Source organism: Mycobacterium sp., from assembly GCF_965229265.1.
Taxonomy (GTDB): domain Bacteria; phylum Actinomycetota; class Actinomycetes; order Mycobacteriales; family Mycobacteriaceae; genus Mycobacterium.
Map to the genome: position 1 here is coordinate 188,895 of NZ_CBDDIY010000013.1, position 17,229 is coordinate 206,123.

The 17,229-nt window shown below is 69.1% G+C and carries 14 protein-coding genes and 1 pseudogene; 9 read left to right on the forward strand and 6 right to left on the reverse strand.

Going from position 1 to position 17,229, the window contains the following annotated elements; translation table 11 throughout:
• Position 1: 1 nt before the first annotated feature.
• Entirely contained in the window at positions 2-1,453 is a 1,452-nt protein-coding gene (locus ADBZ9K_RS23005; protein WP_526624577.1) for a CCA tRNA nucleotidyltransferase, read from the reverse strand.
• A gap of 74 nt (positions 1,454-1,527) precedes the next feature.
• Between ADBZ9K_RS23005 and ADBZ9K_RS23010 the strand changes: the two genes are divergently transcribed.
• From ADBZ9K_RS23010 to ADBZ9K_RS23030, 5 genes and pseudogenes are all read left to right on the forward strand, one after another.
• Positions 1,528-2,331, forward strand: a complete 804-nt coding sequence (locus ADBZ9K_RS23010) for an NUDIX hydrolase (protein ID WP_526624578.1) — start codon at positions 1,528-1,530, stop codon at positions 2,329-2,331.
• Entirely contained in the window at positions 2,328-4,670 is a 2,343-nt protein-coding gene (locus tag ADBZ9K_RS23015; RefSeq protein ID WP_526624579.1) for a hypothetical protein, read from the forward strand. Before ADBZ9K_RS23010 ends, ADBZ9K_RS23015 begins: the two co-directional genes overlap by 4 nt.
• A complete protein-coding gene (gene murJ, locus ADBZ9K_RS23020) occupies positions 4,667-8,143 on the forward strand; it encodes a murein biosynthesis integral membrane protein MurJ (RefSeq protein ID WP_526624580.1) in 3,477 nt (1,158 codons plus the stop codon). The genes ADBZ9K_RS23015 and murJ overlap by 4 nt, the downstream gene beginning before the upstream one ends.
• A 56-nt stretch (positions 8,144-8,199) precedes the next feature.
• Positions 8,200-8,718, forward strand: a pseudogene (gene sigM, locus ADBZ9K_RS23025) (RNA polymerase sigma factor SigM); the annotation flags it as partial.
• A 92-nt stretch (positions 8,719-8,810) separates the two neighbouring features.
• A complete protein-coding gene (locus tag ADBZ9K_RS23030) occupies positions 8,811-9,548 on the forward strand; it encodes an SDR family NAD(P)-dependent oxidoreductase (RefSeq protein ID WP_526624581.1) in 738 nt (245 codons plus the stop codon).
• Between the two features lie 40 nt (positions 9,549-9,588).
• Here ADBZ9K_RS23030 and ADBZ9K_RS23035 read toward each other — a convergent pair whose 3' ends face one another.
• A complete protein-coding gene (locus tag ADBZ9K_RS23035) occupies positions 9,589-10,197 on the reverse strand; it encodes a TetR/AcrR family transcriptional regulator (RefSeq protein WP_526624582.1) in 609 nt (202 codons plus the stop codon).
• Between the two features lie 71 nt (positions 10,198-10,268).
• Here ADBZ9K_RS23035 and ADBZ9K_RS23040 point away from each other — a divergent pair, with 71 nt between their 5' ends.
• The 4 genes from ADBZ9K_RS23040 to ADBZ9K_RS23055 all read left to right on the forward strand — a co-directional run bounded on the left by ADBZ9K_RS23040 (position 10,269) and on the right by ADBZ9K_RS23055 (position 13,606).
• The gene (locus tag ADBZ9K_RS23040; protein WP_526624583.1) at positions 10,269-10,781 is read left to right on the forward strand and encodes an RsmA family anti-sigma factor; all 513 of its coding nucleotides are present in this window, start codon (positions 10,269-10,271) and stop codon (positions 10,779-10,781) included.
• A gap of 109 nt (positions 10,782-10,890) precedes the next feature.
• A complete protein-coding gene (gene trxB / locus ADBZ9K_RS23045; RefSeq protein ID WP_526624584.1) occupies positions 10,891-11,868 on the forward strand; it encodes a thioredoxin-disulfide reductase in 978 nt (325 codons plus the stop codon).
• Positions 11,865-12,197 carry a thioredoxin gene (trxA, locus tag ADBZ9K_RS23050; RefSeq protein WP_526624585.1) on the forward strand — a complete coding sequence of 111 codons (333 nt, stop codon included), beginning with the start codon at positions 11,865-11,867 and terminating at the stop codon, positions 12,195-12,197. The genes trxB and trxA overlap by 4 nt, the downstream gene beginning before the upstream one ends.
• A 161-nt stretch (positions 12,198-12,358) precedes the next feature.
• On the forward strand, positions 12,359-13,606 hold the full coding sequence (locus ADBZ9K_RS23055) for an N-acetylmuramoyl-L-alanine amidase (protein WP_526624586.1): 1,248 nt from the start codon (positions 12,359-12,361) through the stop codon (positions 13,604-13,606).
• 4 nt (positions 13,607-13,610) lie between these two features.
• Here ADBZ9K_RS23055 and ADBZ9K_RS23060 read toward each other — a convergent pair whose 3' ends face one another.
• From ADBZ9K_RS23060 to rsmG, 4 genes are all read right to left on the reverse strand, one after another.
• Positions 13,611-14,342 (reverse strand): acetyltransferase, encoded by a 732-nt coding sequence (locus ADBZ9K_RS23060; RefSeq protein WP_526624587.1) that lies wholly within the window; start codon positions 14,340-14,342, stop codon positions 13,611-13,613.
• Between the two features lie 228 nt (positions 14,343-14,570).
• On the reverse strand, positions 14,571-15,542 hold the full coding sequence (locus ADBZ9K_RS23065) for a ParB/RepB/Spo0J family partition protein (protein WP_526624588.1): 972 nt from the start codon (positions 15,540-15,542) through the stop codon (positions 14,571-14,573).
• Positions 15,539-16,516, reverse strand: coding sequence for a ParA family protein (locus ADBZ9K_RS23070; RefSeq protein ID WP_526624589.1), 978 nt, complete (start codon positions 16,514-16,516; stop codon positions 15,539-15,541). The genes ADBZ9K_RS23065 and ADBZ9K_RS23070 overlap by 4 nt, the downstream gene beginning before the upstream one ends.
• The gene (gene rsmG / locus ADBZ9K_RS23075; protein WP_526624590.1) at positions 16,513-17,217 is read right to left on the reverse strand and encodes a 16S rRNA (guanine(527)-N(7))-methyltransferase RsmG; all 705 of its coding nucleotides are present in this window, start codon (positions 17,215-17,217) and stop codon (positions 16,513-16,515) included. The genes ADBZ9K_RS23070 and rsmG overlap by 4 nt, the downstream gene beginning before the upstream one ends.
• Positions 17,218-17,229: the final 12 nt, after the last annotated feature.

The window sequence follows — 17,229 nt, forward strand, 5'->3', positions numbered from 1 at the left end:
ATCAGACGCCGGGCGTGTCCTTCGCGTTCCACCACGCCAACAATTCGGCGACGGCCTCATCGTGGCTGAGCGGGCCGCGGTCCATGCGCAGCTCCTTGAGGAAGTTCCAGGCCTGGCCGACCTGTGGACCCGCCGGAATGTCCAGCAACCGCATGATCTCGTTGCCGTCCAGGTCGGGGCGCACCCGCGCCAGATCCTCGCGGGCCGCCAGCTCGGCGATGCGCGCCTCGAGCTCGTCGTAATTGGCCTGCAGCCGCGCCGCCCGCCGCCTGTTGCGGGTGGTGCAGTCCGCGCGAACCAGCTTGTGCAGCCTGGGCAACAGCGGGCCGGCGTCGGCGACATAGCGGCGCACCGCCGAATCCGTCCACTTGCCGTCGCCGTATCCGTGGAACCGCAGGTGCAGGTACACCAGCTGGGAGACGTCGTCGACCATCTGCTTGGAGTACTTCAACTCCCGCATCCGTTTGCGCACCATCTTGGCTCCGACCACCTCGTGGTGGTGGAAGCTGACCCCGCCGTCGGATTCGTGCTTGCGGGTGGCGGGCTTGCCGATGTCGTGCAACAGCGCTGCCCAGCGCAGCACCAGATCGGGCCGGTCGGGCTCCTCCAGCGCCATGGCCTGGCGCAACACGGTCAGCGAATGCTGGTAGACGTCCTTGTGCTGGTGGTGTTCGTCGATGGCCATCTGCATGCCGCCGATCTCGGGCAACACCACATCACCCATGCCGGTCTGCACCATGAGGTCGATCCCGGCGACCGGGTCGGCGCCCAGCAGCATCTTGTCCAGCTCGACGGCCACCCGCTCGACGGTGATACGCCCCAGCTGCGGCGCCATCTCGACGATCGCCGCACGCACCCGGTCCGACACCGTGAACCGCAGCTGGGAGACGAAGCGCGCCGCGCGCAGCATGCGCAGCGGGTCGTCGCCGAAGGACACCGACGGCGCGGCCGGGGTGTCGAGGACCCGATCACCCAGCGCCGCCAACCCGCCGAGCGGATCGATGAAATCGCCGGGCCCGTCGGCGGTGATCCGCACCGCCATCGCGTTGACGGTGAAATCGCGGCGTATCAGGTCGTCTTCCAGCCGGTCGCCGTAGCGCACCTGAGGGTTGCGCGACACCTGGTCATAGCTGTCGGCCCGGAACGTGGTGATCTCCAGCCGCTGCCCGGCCTTACCCACCCCGACCGTGCCGAAGTCGATGCCGGTATCCCACAACGCGTCAGCCCACGACCGCACGATTCGCTGCACCTGCTCGGGGCGGGCATCGGTGGTGAAATCCAGATCCGTGGTCAACCGGCCCAGGACGGCGTCGCGGACGCTGCCGCCGACGAGATAGAGGTCGTGACCCGCCGCAGCGAACAACCCGCCGATCTCACGAAGCACGTCACCCTGCCGGTTGAGTTCGACGAGGGCGCGTGCGAGTAGTTCGACGTCCTGGGTGGGTTCGGACACGTGGCATGAGCCTAGTGGTCCGCTACCGGCGAGTGCAGGCGGGACGTCATCGGCTGCCAGCTACTATCGCTTGGGTGTCGGACGGCGAACAGGCCAAACCACGACGGCGCCGGGGTCGGCGCCGTGGCCGTCGCGCGGCAGGTCCGCCGCAGCACGTCGCGCCCGACGCCAGCGCCCCGGAGGCCTCCGACGCCAACCGCCCCACCCCCGCCCCGAGCTCCGAGAACGGCCCGCCCAGGCCGGCCAAACCCCATCGGCCACGCTCCCAGCGCCGAACCCCGGCGCGACTGCGCACCGTCCATGAGACATCGGCGGGCGGGCTCGTCATCGACGGGCTCGAGGGTCCCCGGGAAACGCAGGTCGCCGCGCTGATCGGCCGGGTCGATCGCCGCGGCCGGATGCTGTGGTCACTGCCCAAGGGGCACATCGAACAGGGCGAGACCGCCGAAGAGACCGCCATCCGCGAGGTCGCCGAGGAGACCGGTATCCGGGGACACGTTCTGGCCGCCCTGGGCAGCATCGACTACTGGTTTGTCACCGAGGGCCGGCGCGTCCACAAGACCGTGCACCACTACCTCATGCGGTTCTCCGGCGGCGAACTGTCCGACGAAGACGTGGAGGTCACCGAGGTCGCCTGGGTGCCCGTGCACGAACTCCCGAAGCGGTTGGCCTACGCCGACGAGCGCCGGCTCGCCGAAATCGCCGGGGAGCTCATCGAATTGCTGCAGTCCGACGGACCGGCGGCGCTGCCGCCGCTGCCGCGGACCAACCCGCGCCGACGCCCCCAAACCCACTCGCACACCCGTAACCGTCGCTCCGACGAGGCCGGGCCGCGTCAATCCGGTCCGCGGACGAACGGCTCCGGACCGGGAACGTGACCGTGCCGAGACGGATCGGCGGTCTGCCCCGGATCATGCTGATCCTCGGCTTGCTCGCCCTCATCGCGCTACCCACCGCGGCCGTGCCCGCCGCCGCCGGCGAACCCGGCTCGACGGCGTTCCTGCGGGTCCGGCTCGACAGCGTCACCCCCGACGTGGTGACCACCACCAGCGAACCGACCGTTACCGTCACCGGCACCGTCACCAACGTCGGCGACCGTCCGGTGCACGATGTGGTCGCTCGACTCGAACACGCCGCCGCCGTGAGCTCATCGGCGGGACTTCGCACCAACCTCGACGGCGCCAACGACCAGTACCAGCCGGTCGGCGAGTTCACCAATGTCGCGGCCGAGATCCAGCGCGGCCAAGCGGTCGGGTTCAGCTTCAGCTATCCGATCCGCTCGGCCACGACGCCGTCACTGGGCATCGAGCGGCCCGGGGTCTACCCGCTGCTGGTCAACGTCAACGGCACGCCCGATTACGGTGACGCCGCACGTCTGGACGACGCCCGCTTCCTGCTGCCGGTCCTGGGTGTGCCGCCCGATCCGTCGACCGCCTCCGGCGACGCCTTGACCGACGTGGTGCCGCCCGACACCACCACACCCGTGGCGGTCACGATGCTGTGGCCGCTGGCCGACAAACCTCGGCTTGCGCCCGGCGTGCCCGGCGGCACCACACCGGTCCGGTTGATGAACGATGACCTGGCGGTGTCGCTGGCTCCCGGCGGCAGGCTAGACACCCTGCTGTCGGCGGTCGAATTCGCCACCAGCCCGGCCGTGGATCCCGGTGGGGAGGTGGGCCGTTCGCTGTGCCTGGCCATCGACCCGGACCTGCTGGTGACCGTCAACGCGATGACCGCCGGCTACGCGGTCGCCGACGCCGCCAACGGATTGGGCGCCGCGTCGCATCCCGGGACGGGCCAGGCCGCCGCGGTGGCCTGGCTGGACCGGCTGCGCGCCCTGGCCGGCCGGATGTGTGTCGCCCCGACCCCGTACGCGCAAGCCGACCTGGGCGCGCTGCGCCGGGTCGGCGACGCCGGGCTGAGCACGGCGGCCACCGCCGCCGCCGGCGACATCATCGACCAGATCCTGGGCATCAAATCCCTTCGAGGGGCCACCATTCTCGGCGACGGCCCACTGACCCCCGATGCGGTCGACCTCCTGGGCGCCCAGGGTTCGACGGTGGCCATCACGGCAGCCGAGTGTGCCGCGCAGGACTCCTCGACCGGGCAGCCGATGATCGCCGACCTCACCCCGCAGCGGTTGTCGCCGCAGGTGGTGACCGCGCCGTTCGACCCCGCCGTCGGCGCCGCGCTGGCCGCCGTTGGCACCGATCCCGACCTGCCCACCTATGTCGATCCCACGTTGAGCGTGCCGCTCACCCACGACTCCCCGACCGCCCGCCGCCAGGACGCCATCGGATCCATGCTGTGGCGGGCATTGCAGCCGGATGCGCAGCCCCGCACCCAGATCCTGCTGCCGCCCCTGAAATGGAGCCCCCAACCCGAGGACGCCGCGGCAATGCTCACGGCCCTAGCCACCACCATCCGGTCCGGGCTGGCCGTGCCGCGACCACTGACAGCGGTGGTCGACGAATCGACGGCCACGGCCGTCGACCAGAGTCCCGGCGCCGAGTTGCCGCGGCAGGCCCGGGGCCGCTTCGACGACGACGTGGTCGCCACGATCAGCAGTCAGGTCGGCCGGGTGTGGGGCCTGACCGCGGCGCTGACCACCGACCAGCGCACCGGCCTGACCGGTCTGCAGTACACCGCCCCGCTGCGCGAGGACATGCTGCGGGCGCTGAGCCAGACCGAGCCGCCGGAAAGCCGCAACGACCTAGCCAGACAGCGCCTTGCCGCGGTCGGCGCGACGATTGACGACCTGTTCGGCGCGGTGACGATCGTCAACCCCGGCGGCTCGTACACATTGGCCACCGAGCACAGCCCGCTGCCCCTGGCGGTACGCAACGACCTTGCCGTCCCGATCCGGGTGCGCCTGCAGGTCGACGCCCCACCCGGCATGACGGTCACCGACCTCGGTGAACAGGAGATCCCGCCGGGCTACCTGCCGCTGCGGATCCCCATCGAGGTGCACTTCACCCAGCGGGTCGCCGTCGACGTCACCCTGCGCACGCCCGACGGCCTGCAACTGGGCGAGCCGGTGCGGCTGTCGGTGCATTCCAACGCCTACGGCAAGGTGCTGTTCGCCATCACCCTGGCCGGCGGCACGGTGCTGGCACTGCTGGTCGGCCGCCGGCTCTACCACCGCTTTCGGGGTCAGCCCGACCCGGCCGACCTGGACCGGCCCCGCCGGGCGAGCACCCCCGGCGGCCGCGAATGACAACCCCGCCGCGCCGACCGGTCGCCGCCATTCAGCCGGGTCCTGGCACCCGCGCGGTCCGCGCCGAACTGTCCGACGCCGCAGTGGTGTCCCGCTCCTGGGGCATGGCGCTGGCCACGCTGGTCAGCCGGATCACCGGGTTCATCCGCATCGTGCTGTTGGCTGCGATCCTGGGCGCGGCCCTGTCCAGTGCGTTCACCGTCGCCAACCAGCTGCCGAACCTGATCGCGGCGTTGGTGCTGGAGGCCACCTTCACCGCGATCTTCGTGCCGGTGCTGGCCCGGGCCGAGCGCGACGACCCCGACGGCGGCGAGGCGTTCGTCCGGCGACTGGTCACCCTGGCCACATCCCTGCTGCTGGTGGCCACCATTCTGTCGGTGGCCGTGGCCCCGTTGCTGGTGCGCCTGATGCTGGGGCGCGACCCGCAGGTGAACGAACCGTTGACCGCTGCCTTCGCGTATCTGCTTCTGCCGCAGGTGATCTTCTACGGGCTGTCGTCGGTGTTCATGGCGATCTTGAATAACCGCAACGTATTCGGCCCGACAGCCTGGGCTCCGGTGATCAACAACGTCGTCGCGATCGCCACCCTGGGCCTGTATCTCATTGTGCCGGGCCAGCTCTCGGTCGACCCCGTCGAGATGGGCAATGCCAAGCTGTTGGTTCTTGGCATCGGTACCACCCTCGGCGTGGTGGCCCAAACGGCGGTTCTGTTGGTCGCGATCCGCACCGAACGGATCAGCCTGCGCCCGCTGTGGGGCATCGACGACCGGCTCAAGCGGTTCGGCACGATGGCCGCCGCCATGGTGCTCTATGTGCTGATCAGCCAGGTCGGCCTGGTCGTGGGCAACCAGATCGCCAGTACGGCAGCGGCCTCCGGGCCGGCCATCTACAACTACACCTGGCTGGTGCTGCAGCTGCCATTCGGCATCATCGGCGTCACCGTGCTGACGGTGGTGATGCCACGGCTGAGCCGCAACGCCGCCGCCGACAACGGCCCCGCGGTGTTGGCCGACCTGTCACTGGCGACCCGGCTGACCATGGTGACGTTGATCCCGATCGTCGCGTTCATGACCGTCGGCGGCCCGGCTATCGGCAGCGCGCTGTTCGCCTACGGCAAGTTCGGGGAGGTCGACGCCAACTACCTGGGCATGGCGATCACCCTGTCGTCGTTCACCCTGATTCCCTACGCGCTGGTGTTGCTGCAGCTTCGGGTGTTCTACGCCCGCGAACAACCGTGGACGCCGATCCTGATCATCGTCGCCATCACCATCGTCAAGATCGCGGCGTCGCTGGTGGCACCGCACCTGACCGACGACAAGGAGCTGGTGGCCGGGTATCTCGGCCTGGCCAACGGGATCGGATTCCTGGCCGGAGCGGTGCTCGGTTACGTGCTGCTGCACCGGGCGCTGAAGCCGCCGCGGGGTCGGCTGCTCGACCTCGAGGTGATCCGCACGATCCTGGTCACCACCACCGCGTCGCTGCTGGCCGGCCTCATCGCCTACGTCGCCGACCGGCTGCTGGGCCTGCAGGCGCTGACCGAGCACGCCGGCGGCGCCGGGTCGCTGCTGCGACTGCTGGTGCTCGGCGTGATCATGCTGCCGATCCTGGTCGCGGTGCTGCTCGCCGCCCGGGTGCCCGACGCGGTCGCCGCCTGGGATGCGATCAAACGACGCATCTCCCGGACCCCGCCGGTGGCGATCAGCCCTGTTGCCGCGCTCGACCGGCCCCGGGTCCAGGTCGCGGTCCCGTACCCTGAGCACAGAAATTTGTCCGGAGCAGGCCCGCGGGCCGTCCGGGATGACGCTTCGGCCGCCGTAGCCGGAGCAGCGACGGGGAAAGGACCGGAGGTGAACGACCAGCCCTCGGGTAAACCCGCTGCCGAGTCTCCCGGCGATGCGACCACGAAGATGCCACGTCAGGCCGCCGATGACTTCCAGCCGGATGTCCTGGCCGACGTCCACGCCGGCACGGTGTCGCCACCGGCGATGGAGTCCTCACCCAGCCACGGGGAGGCGACGCACCTGGTCCCCGGCGCCAGCATTGCCGGGGGCCGTTACCGGTTGCTGGTGTTTCACGGCGGCCCACCCGGGCTGCAGTTCTGGCAGGCGCTCGACACCGCGCTGGACCGCCAGGTGGCGCTGACGTTCGTCGACCCCGACCGGACCATGTCCGACGCGCAAGTTGAGGAAATCCTTTCCCGCACAATGAAACTCAGCCGTGTCGAACGTGCGGGCGTGGCACGGGTGCTCGATGTCGCCAACACCGGCACCGGCGGCCTGGTGGTCTCGGAGTGGATCCGGGGCGGGTCGTTGAAGGAGGTGGCCGACACCTCCCCGTCCCCGATCGGGGGGGCCCGCGCCGTCCAGTCGCTAGCCGCCGCCGCCGATGCCGCCCACTCCTTGGGTGTCGCATTGTCGATCGACCATCCCAGCCGGGTGCGGGTGAGCATCGAAGGTGACGTCGCATTGGCCTTCCCCGCCACGCTGCCCGACGCCACCCCGGAGAACGACATCCGCGGTATCGGTGCCACGCTGTATGCCCTGCTGGTCGACCGCTGGCCGTTGCCCGAGACCGGAGTGCCCAGTGGCCTGGAGCGGGCCGATACCGATCCGGCCGGCGAAGCCCTCGAGCCGCGCGCCGTCGACCGCGACATCCCGTTCCAGATCTCGGCGGCAGCCGCCCGCTCCGTGCAGGCCGGTGGCGGTATCCGTACTGCGCCAACGCTTTTGAATCTCCTGCAGCAGGCTACCGCGCTTGCTGACCGCACCGAACTGATCGAGCCCGTCGAGCCCGCCGGCCCGGCCGGAGCCCGGCCGACCGACGACGATGACCCCGAGGCCCACGCCCGGCGCCGCCGCAATCTGCTCATCGGCGTCGGGGTCGGCGGGGCTGTCCTCGTGGTGGCCCTGGTGGTGCTGGCTTCCGTGCTGAGCAGCATTTTCGGCGATGTCGGCGGCGGCCTCAAGGGTGACCAACTCGGCCTGAACCCGACAACATCACCGACGGGCGCCGCCCCGTCGGGGTCTGCCGTCAAACCCGTTAAGGCGACGGTGTTTTCGCCGGAGGGTGGGGCAGACAATCCCGACAAGGCCGACCTGGCACTGACCGGGGGCCCCGGTACGGGATGGTCGACCGACACCTACACCGATCCCGACCCGTTCCCGAACTTCAAAAACGGCGTCGGCCTGATGTTGCAGCTGTCGCAGCCGACCACTGTCGGCAGCGTGTCGCTGACCGTGCCCAGCACCGGCACCCAGGTCCAGATCCGGTCGGCCACCACCGCCAACCCCGCCAGCCTCGAGGACACCACCGCGCTGACCCAGCCCACCACGCTGAAGCCGGGGGCCAACACTATTCAGGTCGATGCGTCGGCCCCGACGCAGTACCTGGTGGTATGGATCTCCACGATGGGGACCACCGACGGCAAGAACCGCACCGAGATCTCCGGACTGACCGTCCAGGCCGCTTCCTAACAGGTGCCCGCGCGGGTGAAGTGCCCGCGATCCCGGACGTCAATACTGTCCGGGCCGTGCTCAGCTTCCTCGGCCCGGACGGTCTCCGCAGCGACACCGAGCTGCTCGCCGCCCACGTCGCCGGCGATCCACGAGCGTTCAGCGAGCTCTACCACCGCCACCACCGCCGGCTCTATCGACTGGCGTACCGGACCACACACAGCCCCGAGGACGCCGCCGACGCCATGCAGGACGCCATGCTGGCGGCTCACCGGGGTGCTGCCACCTTCCGCAACGACGCTGCCGTCAGCAGCTGGCTGCACCGCATTGTGGTCAACGCCTGCCTGGACCGGCTGCGCCGCGCCAGGATCCATCCCGCACCCGGCCTGACCGAGGAGGCCACGATCGGCGATCGGACCGCCCAGGTGGAGACCGGGCTCCTGGTACGGCGCGCCCTGATGCGGCTTCCGGTCGAGCAGCGCGCGGCGGTGCTGACGGTGGATATGCAGGGCTATTCGGTAGCCGAGGCCGCCGCGCTGCTCGGGGTCGCCGAGGGCACCGTGAAGAGCCGCTGCGCGCGGGCTCGGGCCCGGTTACGCCGCGACCTACTTATGCACCGATGAGTACGGAAGTGTTAGGTTGAGATCCGTACCGAACGGTATAGAAATGTAGACGGAGGGATCCCCCGATGACCACCCATCCCGAGTCGGTGCGCGTCGTCTTGCTCACCGGAGGCACGTCCGGAATCGGCAAGAGCCTGGCCGAAGCCTTCCTGTCCCAAGGCGCCGCCGTCGCCGTGTGCGGTCGGTCGGCAGCGGCGCTGGAGCGCTTTTCCCGCGCGCATCCCGAGGCGCTGACGATTCAGGCCGACGTGACCGACCCGCAAGCCCGGATGGCCATGCTGGACGCGGTCGGCGAGCGATTCGGGCGGCTCGACGTCCTGGTCAACAATGCCGGCACCTTCGTGGAACGAGACTTCGCCGCTGACCCCGACCCCACCCGCGACCTGGACCAGGAGGTCGCGCTCAATCTGACCGCGCCGATCGAGCTGACCGGACAGGTGTTGAGCCGATGGCCCGACATGGCCGCGATCGTGTTTGTCACGTCGGGCTTCGCCCTGGTCTCGCCCACCCGGGCGCCAACCTACGGTGCGGTGAAAGCCGGCCTGCACGCCTTCGCCGAGGGGCTGCGCCGCCAGCTTGCGCACACCAACACCCATGTCCTCGAACTCCTTCCGCCGAGAACGGATACGCCGATGAACGCGGACGCCACCGGTAAGAAGGTGCCACCCGAAGCCGTGGCCGCCGCGACCCTGAAGGCACTGGCACACCGCCGGCCGATGGCGTTGCCGGGCCCGACCCGCCTGCTCCCGACCATGTTGCGGATCTCACCAAAAGCCATCACGCGCGCCGTCGCGAAAATGTAAGGCCCGGGCACAAGGCGGCCGAACGCGGGCCCGCCCGGGCTCAGGCGGTCGGCCAGTTTCGCAGGGCTGCTTCGGCCACCGGCCGCAGATCAGCGGAACTCGCGCCGCTGGCGGCCTGAACGGCGATGCCGTTGGAGACCGTGAGGATATAGCGCGCGAGCACACCGGAATCGGTCCCCGCCGGCAGATCGCCCTCGTCGACCGCGCGCTGAAACCTGTCCCGCAACTGCGGGATCGCCGAATTTCGCCACGCGGTGAGCATGTCGCGAATGTCGCGGGCCGGCGGTCCGGCGACCAGGGAGGCCTGCACACCCAGGCATCCGGTCGGGCCGTCAGCAGCGGTGGTCGCCATGATCGCACCGTCCAGGATGGCGGCGGCGACCCCCCGCGCGGTCGGCTCCGCCAGGGCGCGCGCGGCGTATGAGGCGGGGCCGTCGGTGTAGCGCTGCAGCACCCGGGCGAACAGCTGCTCCTTGTTGCCGAAGGCGGCATACATGCTGGTTCGGCTGATCCCCATCGCCGATGTCAGATCGGTGAGGCTGGCCCCCTCATAGCCGTGTTGCCAGAAGACGTTCATCGCGCGATCGAGCGCGGTCTCGGCATCGAATTCGCGCGGGCGTCCCATCTTCGCCTTCGTCGCGCCCGCCACGGTCTCGACGCTACCCGTTGTGCACCGATGAGTACGGAAGTGCCGCCCGGCGGGCCCGGCACACTGGTCGGGTGGATCCCCGCCCCCTCGATACCGCCTCACACACTGTCACCCCGGGGCCGGCTCGGGGCGCCGCACACGCCCGGCGCCCCACGGCGCGCACCGGACGGCTGGTGGCCGCGGGCGTTGGCGCACTGGCCGTGCTGGCCGGTATCGGAGTGGGTACGACAGCGCTGCTGCACTCCTCGAGCCCCACGGCCAGCACGCTGACCAGCGCGAGCCTGATCACCGTGACGCCGACGATGCCGCTGTCGGGACGGGAGCTGAACGCGCTGGTGGCCCGCAGCCCCGATTTCGGCCCGCTGGCCGACCCGAAGCGACGGGCGGCATGCCTGAGCGGGCTCGGTTATTCGGGATCTACGCAGGTCCTGGGCGCCCAACAAGTGCAGGTCGACGGCCGGCCCGCGATCGTGCTGGTGCTGCCCGGCGACCAGCCCGACGTCCTCGTCGGGGTGGCCGTCGCGACGAATTGCAGTTCGGTCGACACCGGACTGATCGCGGACACCACCGTGCGCCGCCCATAGTGCACGGCGGGGAACAGCGCGGCCTACCCTGTTGTTTGACCAGGTGCCCATCAGGACCCGCTTGCAGGACATTCGCCTGCAGCGCCGGGTCCGGAGCAGAAAGGCTGGAATGAGCGCCAACCATGTTCATGACGTCATCGTCATCGGATCAGGCCCCGCCGGCTACACCGCGGCCATCTACGCCGCACGCGCAGAGCTGAAGCCCCTGGTCTTCGAGGGCACCTCCTTCGGCGGCGCGCTGATGACCACCACCGAGGTGGAGAACTTCCCCGGTTTCCGGTCGGGTATCACCGGTCCGGAATTGATGGACGAGATGCGTGAGCAGGCGCTGCGCTTCGGCGCCGACCTGCGCATGGAAGACGTCGAGGAGGTCGCCCTGGACGGCCCGGTGAAGAAGGTGGTGACCGCCGACGGCGAGACACACCTGGCCCGGGCGGTCATCCTGGCGATGGGTGCCGCCGCGCGGTACCTGGGCGTGCCCGGCGAGCAGGAGCTGCTCGGCCGCGGTGTGAGCGCCTGCGCCACCTGTGACGGCTTCTTCTTCAAGGAGCAGGACATCGCCGTGATCGGCGGCGGCGACTCGGCGATGGAGGAGGCCACGTTCCTGACCCGGTTCGCCCGTAGCGTGACGCTGGTGCACCGCCGCGACGAGTTCCGCGCGTCCAAGATCATGCTCGAGCGGGCGCGCGCCAACGACAAGATCCGGTTCTTGACCAACACCACGGTCAACGCCGTCGAGGGCGACACCACCGTCACCGGCCTGCGGGTACGTAACGAGCTGACCGGCGAGGAGTCCACCTTGGCGGTGACGGGCGTGTTCGTCGCGATCGGCCACGATCCGCGATCGGCGCTGGTACGCGACGCGGTGGACCTCGACCCCGAGGGCTACGTGCTGGTACGCGGGCGCACCACGGCCACCTCCGTGGACGGAGTGTTCGCCGCCGGTGACCTGGTCGACCACACCTACCGCCAGGCCATCACCGCGGCCGGCATGGGCTGTTCGGCCGCGATCGATGCCGAACGCTGGCTGGCCGACACGGCCTCCGAGACGACCGAAACCACCCAGATGATTGGAGCACAGCAATGAGCGACGGCGGCGCGACCGTAACCGTTTCCGACGATTCTTTCGCCGAAGACGTCCTGGCCAGCAATACCCCTGTCCTGGTTGACTTTTGGGCGACCTGGTGCGGGCCATGCCGCATGGTTGCCCCAGTGCTCGAGGAGATCGCCACCGAGAAGGCCGGCGCGCTGACGGTGGCCAAGCTCGATGTCGACGCCAATCCGGGGACCGCCCGCGACTTCCAGGTGGTGTCGATCCCGACGCTGATCCTGTTCAAGGACGGTCAACCAGTCAAGCGCATCGTCGGCGCCAAAGGCAAGGCTGCCCTGCTGCGCGAGATCGGTGACGTCGTCTAGACCTGATCGGCGACGCGACCGCACCGAGACGATTCCGTTACTGGCGGCTTCGCCTGCCGTTTTCCGGAATGCGGCTGGGTTCTGCGAGAATGCTGCCTAGCCTGTGTGGCAATCGTCAGCGCGTAGCGAGCCAGCTGACCACGGTGATCGAGGGGCCCTGTATGTCGAATCTCAGCCACGGTGCCGGGGACGACGCGTCCTGGCACCGCAACGGCCGAGGTGACGTGTTGCGCCGGGGTGACCGCAGCGGCGCCGTCGTCGAGATCAGGGCAGCCTTGGCCGCGCTGGGGCTGCTGGACAATCCGGACGAGGATCTCACCACCGGAAAGCATGTGGCCGCCGACCTGTTCGATGCCGACCTTGACGACGCGGTACGGGCGTTCCAGCAACGCCGCGGCCTGCTGGTCGACGGCATCGTCGGCGAAGCCACCTACCGCGCCCTCAAAGAGGCCTCCTACCGTCTGGGTGCCCGGATTCTGGTGCACCAGTTCGGCGCCCCGATGTACGGCGACGATGTGGCGACGCTGCAGTCCAAGCTTCAGGAACTCGGCTTCTACACCGCTCTGGTGGACGGCTACTTCGGTCTGCAGACCCACAACGGCCTGATGTCCTACCAACGGGAGTACGGTCTGGCCGCCGACGGCATCTGCGGTCCAGAGACGTTGCGCTCCTTGTATTTTCTCGGCTCGCGGGTCACCGGCGGCTCGTTGCATGCGATCCGGGAAGAAGAGCTGGTGCGCCGCTCCGGACCTCGGCTGTCGGGTAAGCGGATCATCATCGATCCGGGCCGCGGCGGCAACGACCACGGCCTGATCACGAACGGTCCGGAAGGACCGATCAGCGAAGCGGACATCTTGTGGGACTTGGCCAGTCGGCTCGAAGGCCGGATGACGGCCATCGGCATGGAGACATTTCTGTCCCGCTCGGCCAATCGCAGTCCCTCGGATGCTGAACGGGCCACCATGGCCAACAGTGTCGGAGCAGACTTGATGATCAGCCTGCGCTGCGAAACCCAGCCCAGTCCCTCCGCCAGCGGCGTCGCCTCGTTCTACTTCGGCAGTTCACACGGCTCCGTCTCGACGATCGGGCGCAATCTCGCAGACTTCATTCAGCGAGAAGTCGTGGCGCGCACCGGTTTACGTGACTGCCGCACCCACGGCCGCACCTGGGATCTGTTGCGGCTCACCAGAATGCCCACCGTCCAGGTCGACGTCGGCTACATCACCAATCCGCGCGACCGCGCGATGCTGGTGAGCACCCCCACCCGGGATGCCATTGCCGAGGGCATCCTGGCCGCGGTCAAACGCCTCTACCTGTTGGGCAAGAACGACCGACCCACCGGCACCTTCACCTTCGCCGAGTTGCTCGCCCACGAGCTGTCGGTCGAGCAGGCCCGGCCCGCTCTCTAGATATCTAGCTGCGGACCTCGGCGCCGGCGCCGACCGGCTGCTGCAGCTGCGCGCTTTCCAGCAGCCGCTCCAGTGCCGCCTCCACTTCCGCTTTCCAGCCCAGTCCCTTGTCCAGCTCCAGCCGCAGCCGCGGGAAGTACCGGTGCGGCGCGACGACGGTGAAGCCGACGTCGAGCAGGAAGTCGGCGTCGATCATGCACTGGTCGAAGGAACAGTCGCCGAGCGCCTCGACAGCGGGACGGAGCTCGGGCTCGACGGCGTCGGGGTCGAGCAGCTCGCTGGCGGCGGCGGTCCGTCCGAATGCCTCCAGTGCGCGCACGCCGCGGCGGACGAGCTCACTGACCACGTGGCTGACGAGCGACTGCGGCAATCCTTCGGCGTACGCCGGTTCGGTGCCCATGGATGTCAGGAGGACGGCGTCGGCGCTGACCGGTCCGGTCGGGAATCGCTGGGCACGCGGGACCGCGCGCGGCGGCGCATACAGCACGTAGCCCAGGCAGGGCTCTTCGCCGCCGGACTCCTCTCCGGCGGCGGGCGCCGTGGTGGCCATCTGCCCGCACGATCCCCACTCCAGCATGACCATGGACAGCCACGCTTCCTTCTCGAATTCCGGGTCGGGAAGATAGTCACCGCTACTGAGCGTCGCGGGGTCGACCTCCCAGAACACGCACTGCCGCGCATGCTTGGGTAGCTGCTCGAATGCCTCGAGTCGCAGCGGCACGATGCGAACGGACACTAGCCTCCCCGGCTTTCATGCGGTGCGGACATGCACAACAGCCCCTCCAGGATAGGAGAGCTGACCGGCAACCTGCCAGTACCCGTCGGGCAACTCCTACGACCACTCCCCCGACGTGAGAAGTGTTGGCGCACCGGAGAACTCCTCATTCGAAGGGCTGGACAGCGAAGGCCTGCGTGCGATGGCGTCACTGTGACGTAACTGGCCGGTATCGTCGTAACCGCGGTTTCAGCCCGCCGGCCGGTCCATCATCTCCACGATCCGCTGCAAATCGTCGACCGAGCCGAACTCGACCACGATCTTGCCCTTGCGCTTGCCCAGGCTCACCGTCACCCGGGTATCGAACGTGCCTGACAACCGCTCGGCGACATCCTGCAGCCCGGGCATCTGGATCGGCTTGCGCCGGGGCTGGGTGGGGGTCTTGGTCTCGGTCCGATTGGCCAGCGTCACCGCTTCCTCGGTGGCCCGCACCGACAGGCCCTCGGCGATGATGCGTGCCGCCAGTTCCTCCTGTGCCTCGGGCCCGGCCTCCAGAGCGAGCAACGCGCGGGCGTGTCCGGCCGACAGCACGCCAGCGGCGACCCTGCGCTGGACTGCGATCGGCAGCCGGAGCAACCGGATCATGTTGGTGATCACCGGACGAGATCGGCCGATGCGCGAGGCCAGTTCATCGTGGGTGACCTCGAACTCCTCCAGCAGCTGCTGGTAAGCCGCCGCTTCTTCGAGGGGATTCAGCTGAACGCGGTGGATGTTCTCCAGGAGCGCGTCCCGCAGCAGGTTGTCCTCGGCGGTTTCCCGCACGATCGCGGGGATGGTCGCCAGCCCCGCCTCCTGCGCGGCCCGCCAGCGCCGCTCCCCCATCACCAGCTGATAGCGGATCGGCGCGCCCCGCTCGGCGTCGGGAACGGCTCGCACCACGATCGGCTGCATCAGCCCGAACTCGCGGATGGAGTGCACCAGCTCCGCCAGCGCCTCTTCGTCGAACACCTGGCGCGGCTGGCGTGGGTTGGGCTCGATGATCGAGGGGTCGATCTCGCGGTAGACCGCGCCCACCGTGTCGGCGTCGATCCGCGTCCCACCGATCACCACATCGGCCGCGGCCTCACCCATCCGCGGGCCACCGTCGGCCGGTCCGGTCGGGATGAGCGACGCCAGACCACGGCCGAGGCCGCCCTTGCCGCGACGCGATGGCTGTGTCATGACTGTGCCTCCACTGATGCCTGGGTGGCTCGTTGGGCGAGTTCTCGGCTGGCGTCGAGATAGCTCAGTGCCCCGCGCGAGCCGGGGTCGTAATCGATGATCGTCATGCTGTAACCAGGCGCCTCCGACACCTTGACGCTACGCGGAATGACGGTCCGCAGGACCTTGTCGCCGAAGAACCGGCGGACCTCGGTTGAGACCTGGTCGGCCAGTTTCGTGCGGCCGTCATACATCGTCAGGACGACGGTCGACACCGTCAGTTGAGGATTCAGGTGTGCCCGGACCATCTCGATATTGTTCATCAGCTGCGAGACACCCTCGAGGGCGTAGTACTCGCACTGGATCGGAATCAGCACCTCGGGCGCGGCCACGAGCGCGTTGATGGTGAGCAGACCCAGCGACGGCGGGCAGTCGATGAAGACGTAGTCGAAGTCCGAGTCGTCCAGCGCTGCCAGCGCGGTACGCAACCGGTTCTCGCGAGCCACCATGCTGACGAGTTCGATCTCGGCGCCGGCGAGGTCGATGGTTGCCGGCACGCAGAACAGCCGCTCACTGTGCGGGCTTTGGCGGATCGCGGCCTGGAGCGGGATCTCACCGAGCAGCACCTCGTAGGACGACGGCGTGCCGGAGTGCCGGTCGGCGATGCCCAGGGCCGTGCTCGCATTGCCCTGGGGGTCGAGGTCGATCACGAGTGTCTTCAAGCCTTGGACGGCCAGGGCGGCGGCGAGGTTGACCGCCGTGGTGGTTTTCCCGACCCCACCCTTCTGATTCGCGACGGTGAAGATCCGCCGGTGCGACGGCCGTGGCAGCTGCCCGGCCACGGTATGCAGCACCTGCATGGCGCGCTGCGCAGCGGCCCCGATCGGGGTGTCGAACTCGTCGGGCGTCTTCCATGTTTCACGTGAAACATCGGCGGCGACCGCGTCGGGACCGCGGCCTGTCCCGGTGGGATCCGAGCTTGGTGGGACGGTCATGGTCCTCTTCTCTCCGACGTTCGCGTGGGGCGTTTCCGGCCCGGTGTTCGCTCCCCCCGAACCGCGATCACCACGGTGACGGGCGGACTCGAATAGCTCACGCCACATCTCACCACCCTCACATCCGTTGCGCCTAACGACGCCATGCCCCGGCGTCCCTCGGCGATCTCGTCCTCGGCCCGTTCACCCTTCATCGCCAGCATCCGTCCCCCGGGACGCAGCAGCGGCAGGCTCCATCGGGCCAACTTGTCCAGCGACGCGACCGCACGAGACACCACGACATCGGCACTGCCGACTCGCTCCCGAACGCTGGACTCCTCGGCCCGACCGCGCACGACCTCCAGCGGGATGCCGAGTTCCCCCACGATCTCGTCAAGGAACTCGGTCCGCCGCAACATCGGCTCGACGAGGGCCACCCGTAGGTCCGGCCGTGCAATAGCGATGGGGACGCCGGGCAACCCGGCGCCGCTCCCGATGTCCACCACGCGCTCGCCGGAATCGATCAACTCCGCCACTGCCACGCTGTTGAGGATGTGGCGATCCCAGATCCGGTCGACTTCCCGCGGACCGATCAGGCCGCGTTCGACACCTGGGCCGGCCAAGAGGTCGGCGTAGCGGTGTGCCACTTCTAGCCGCTCGCCGAACACTCCCTCGGCAGCCGCCGGAGGCGGCGGTGCGGCGCCATGTTTCACGTGAAACATCCTCCGGTCATC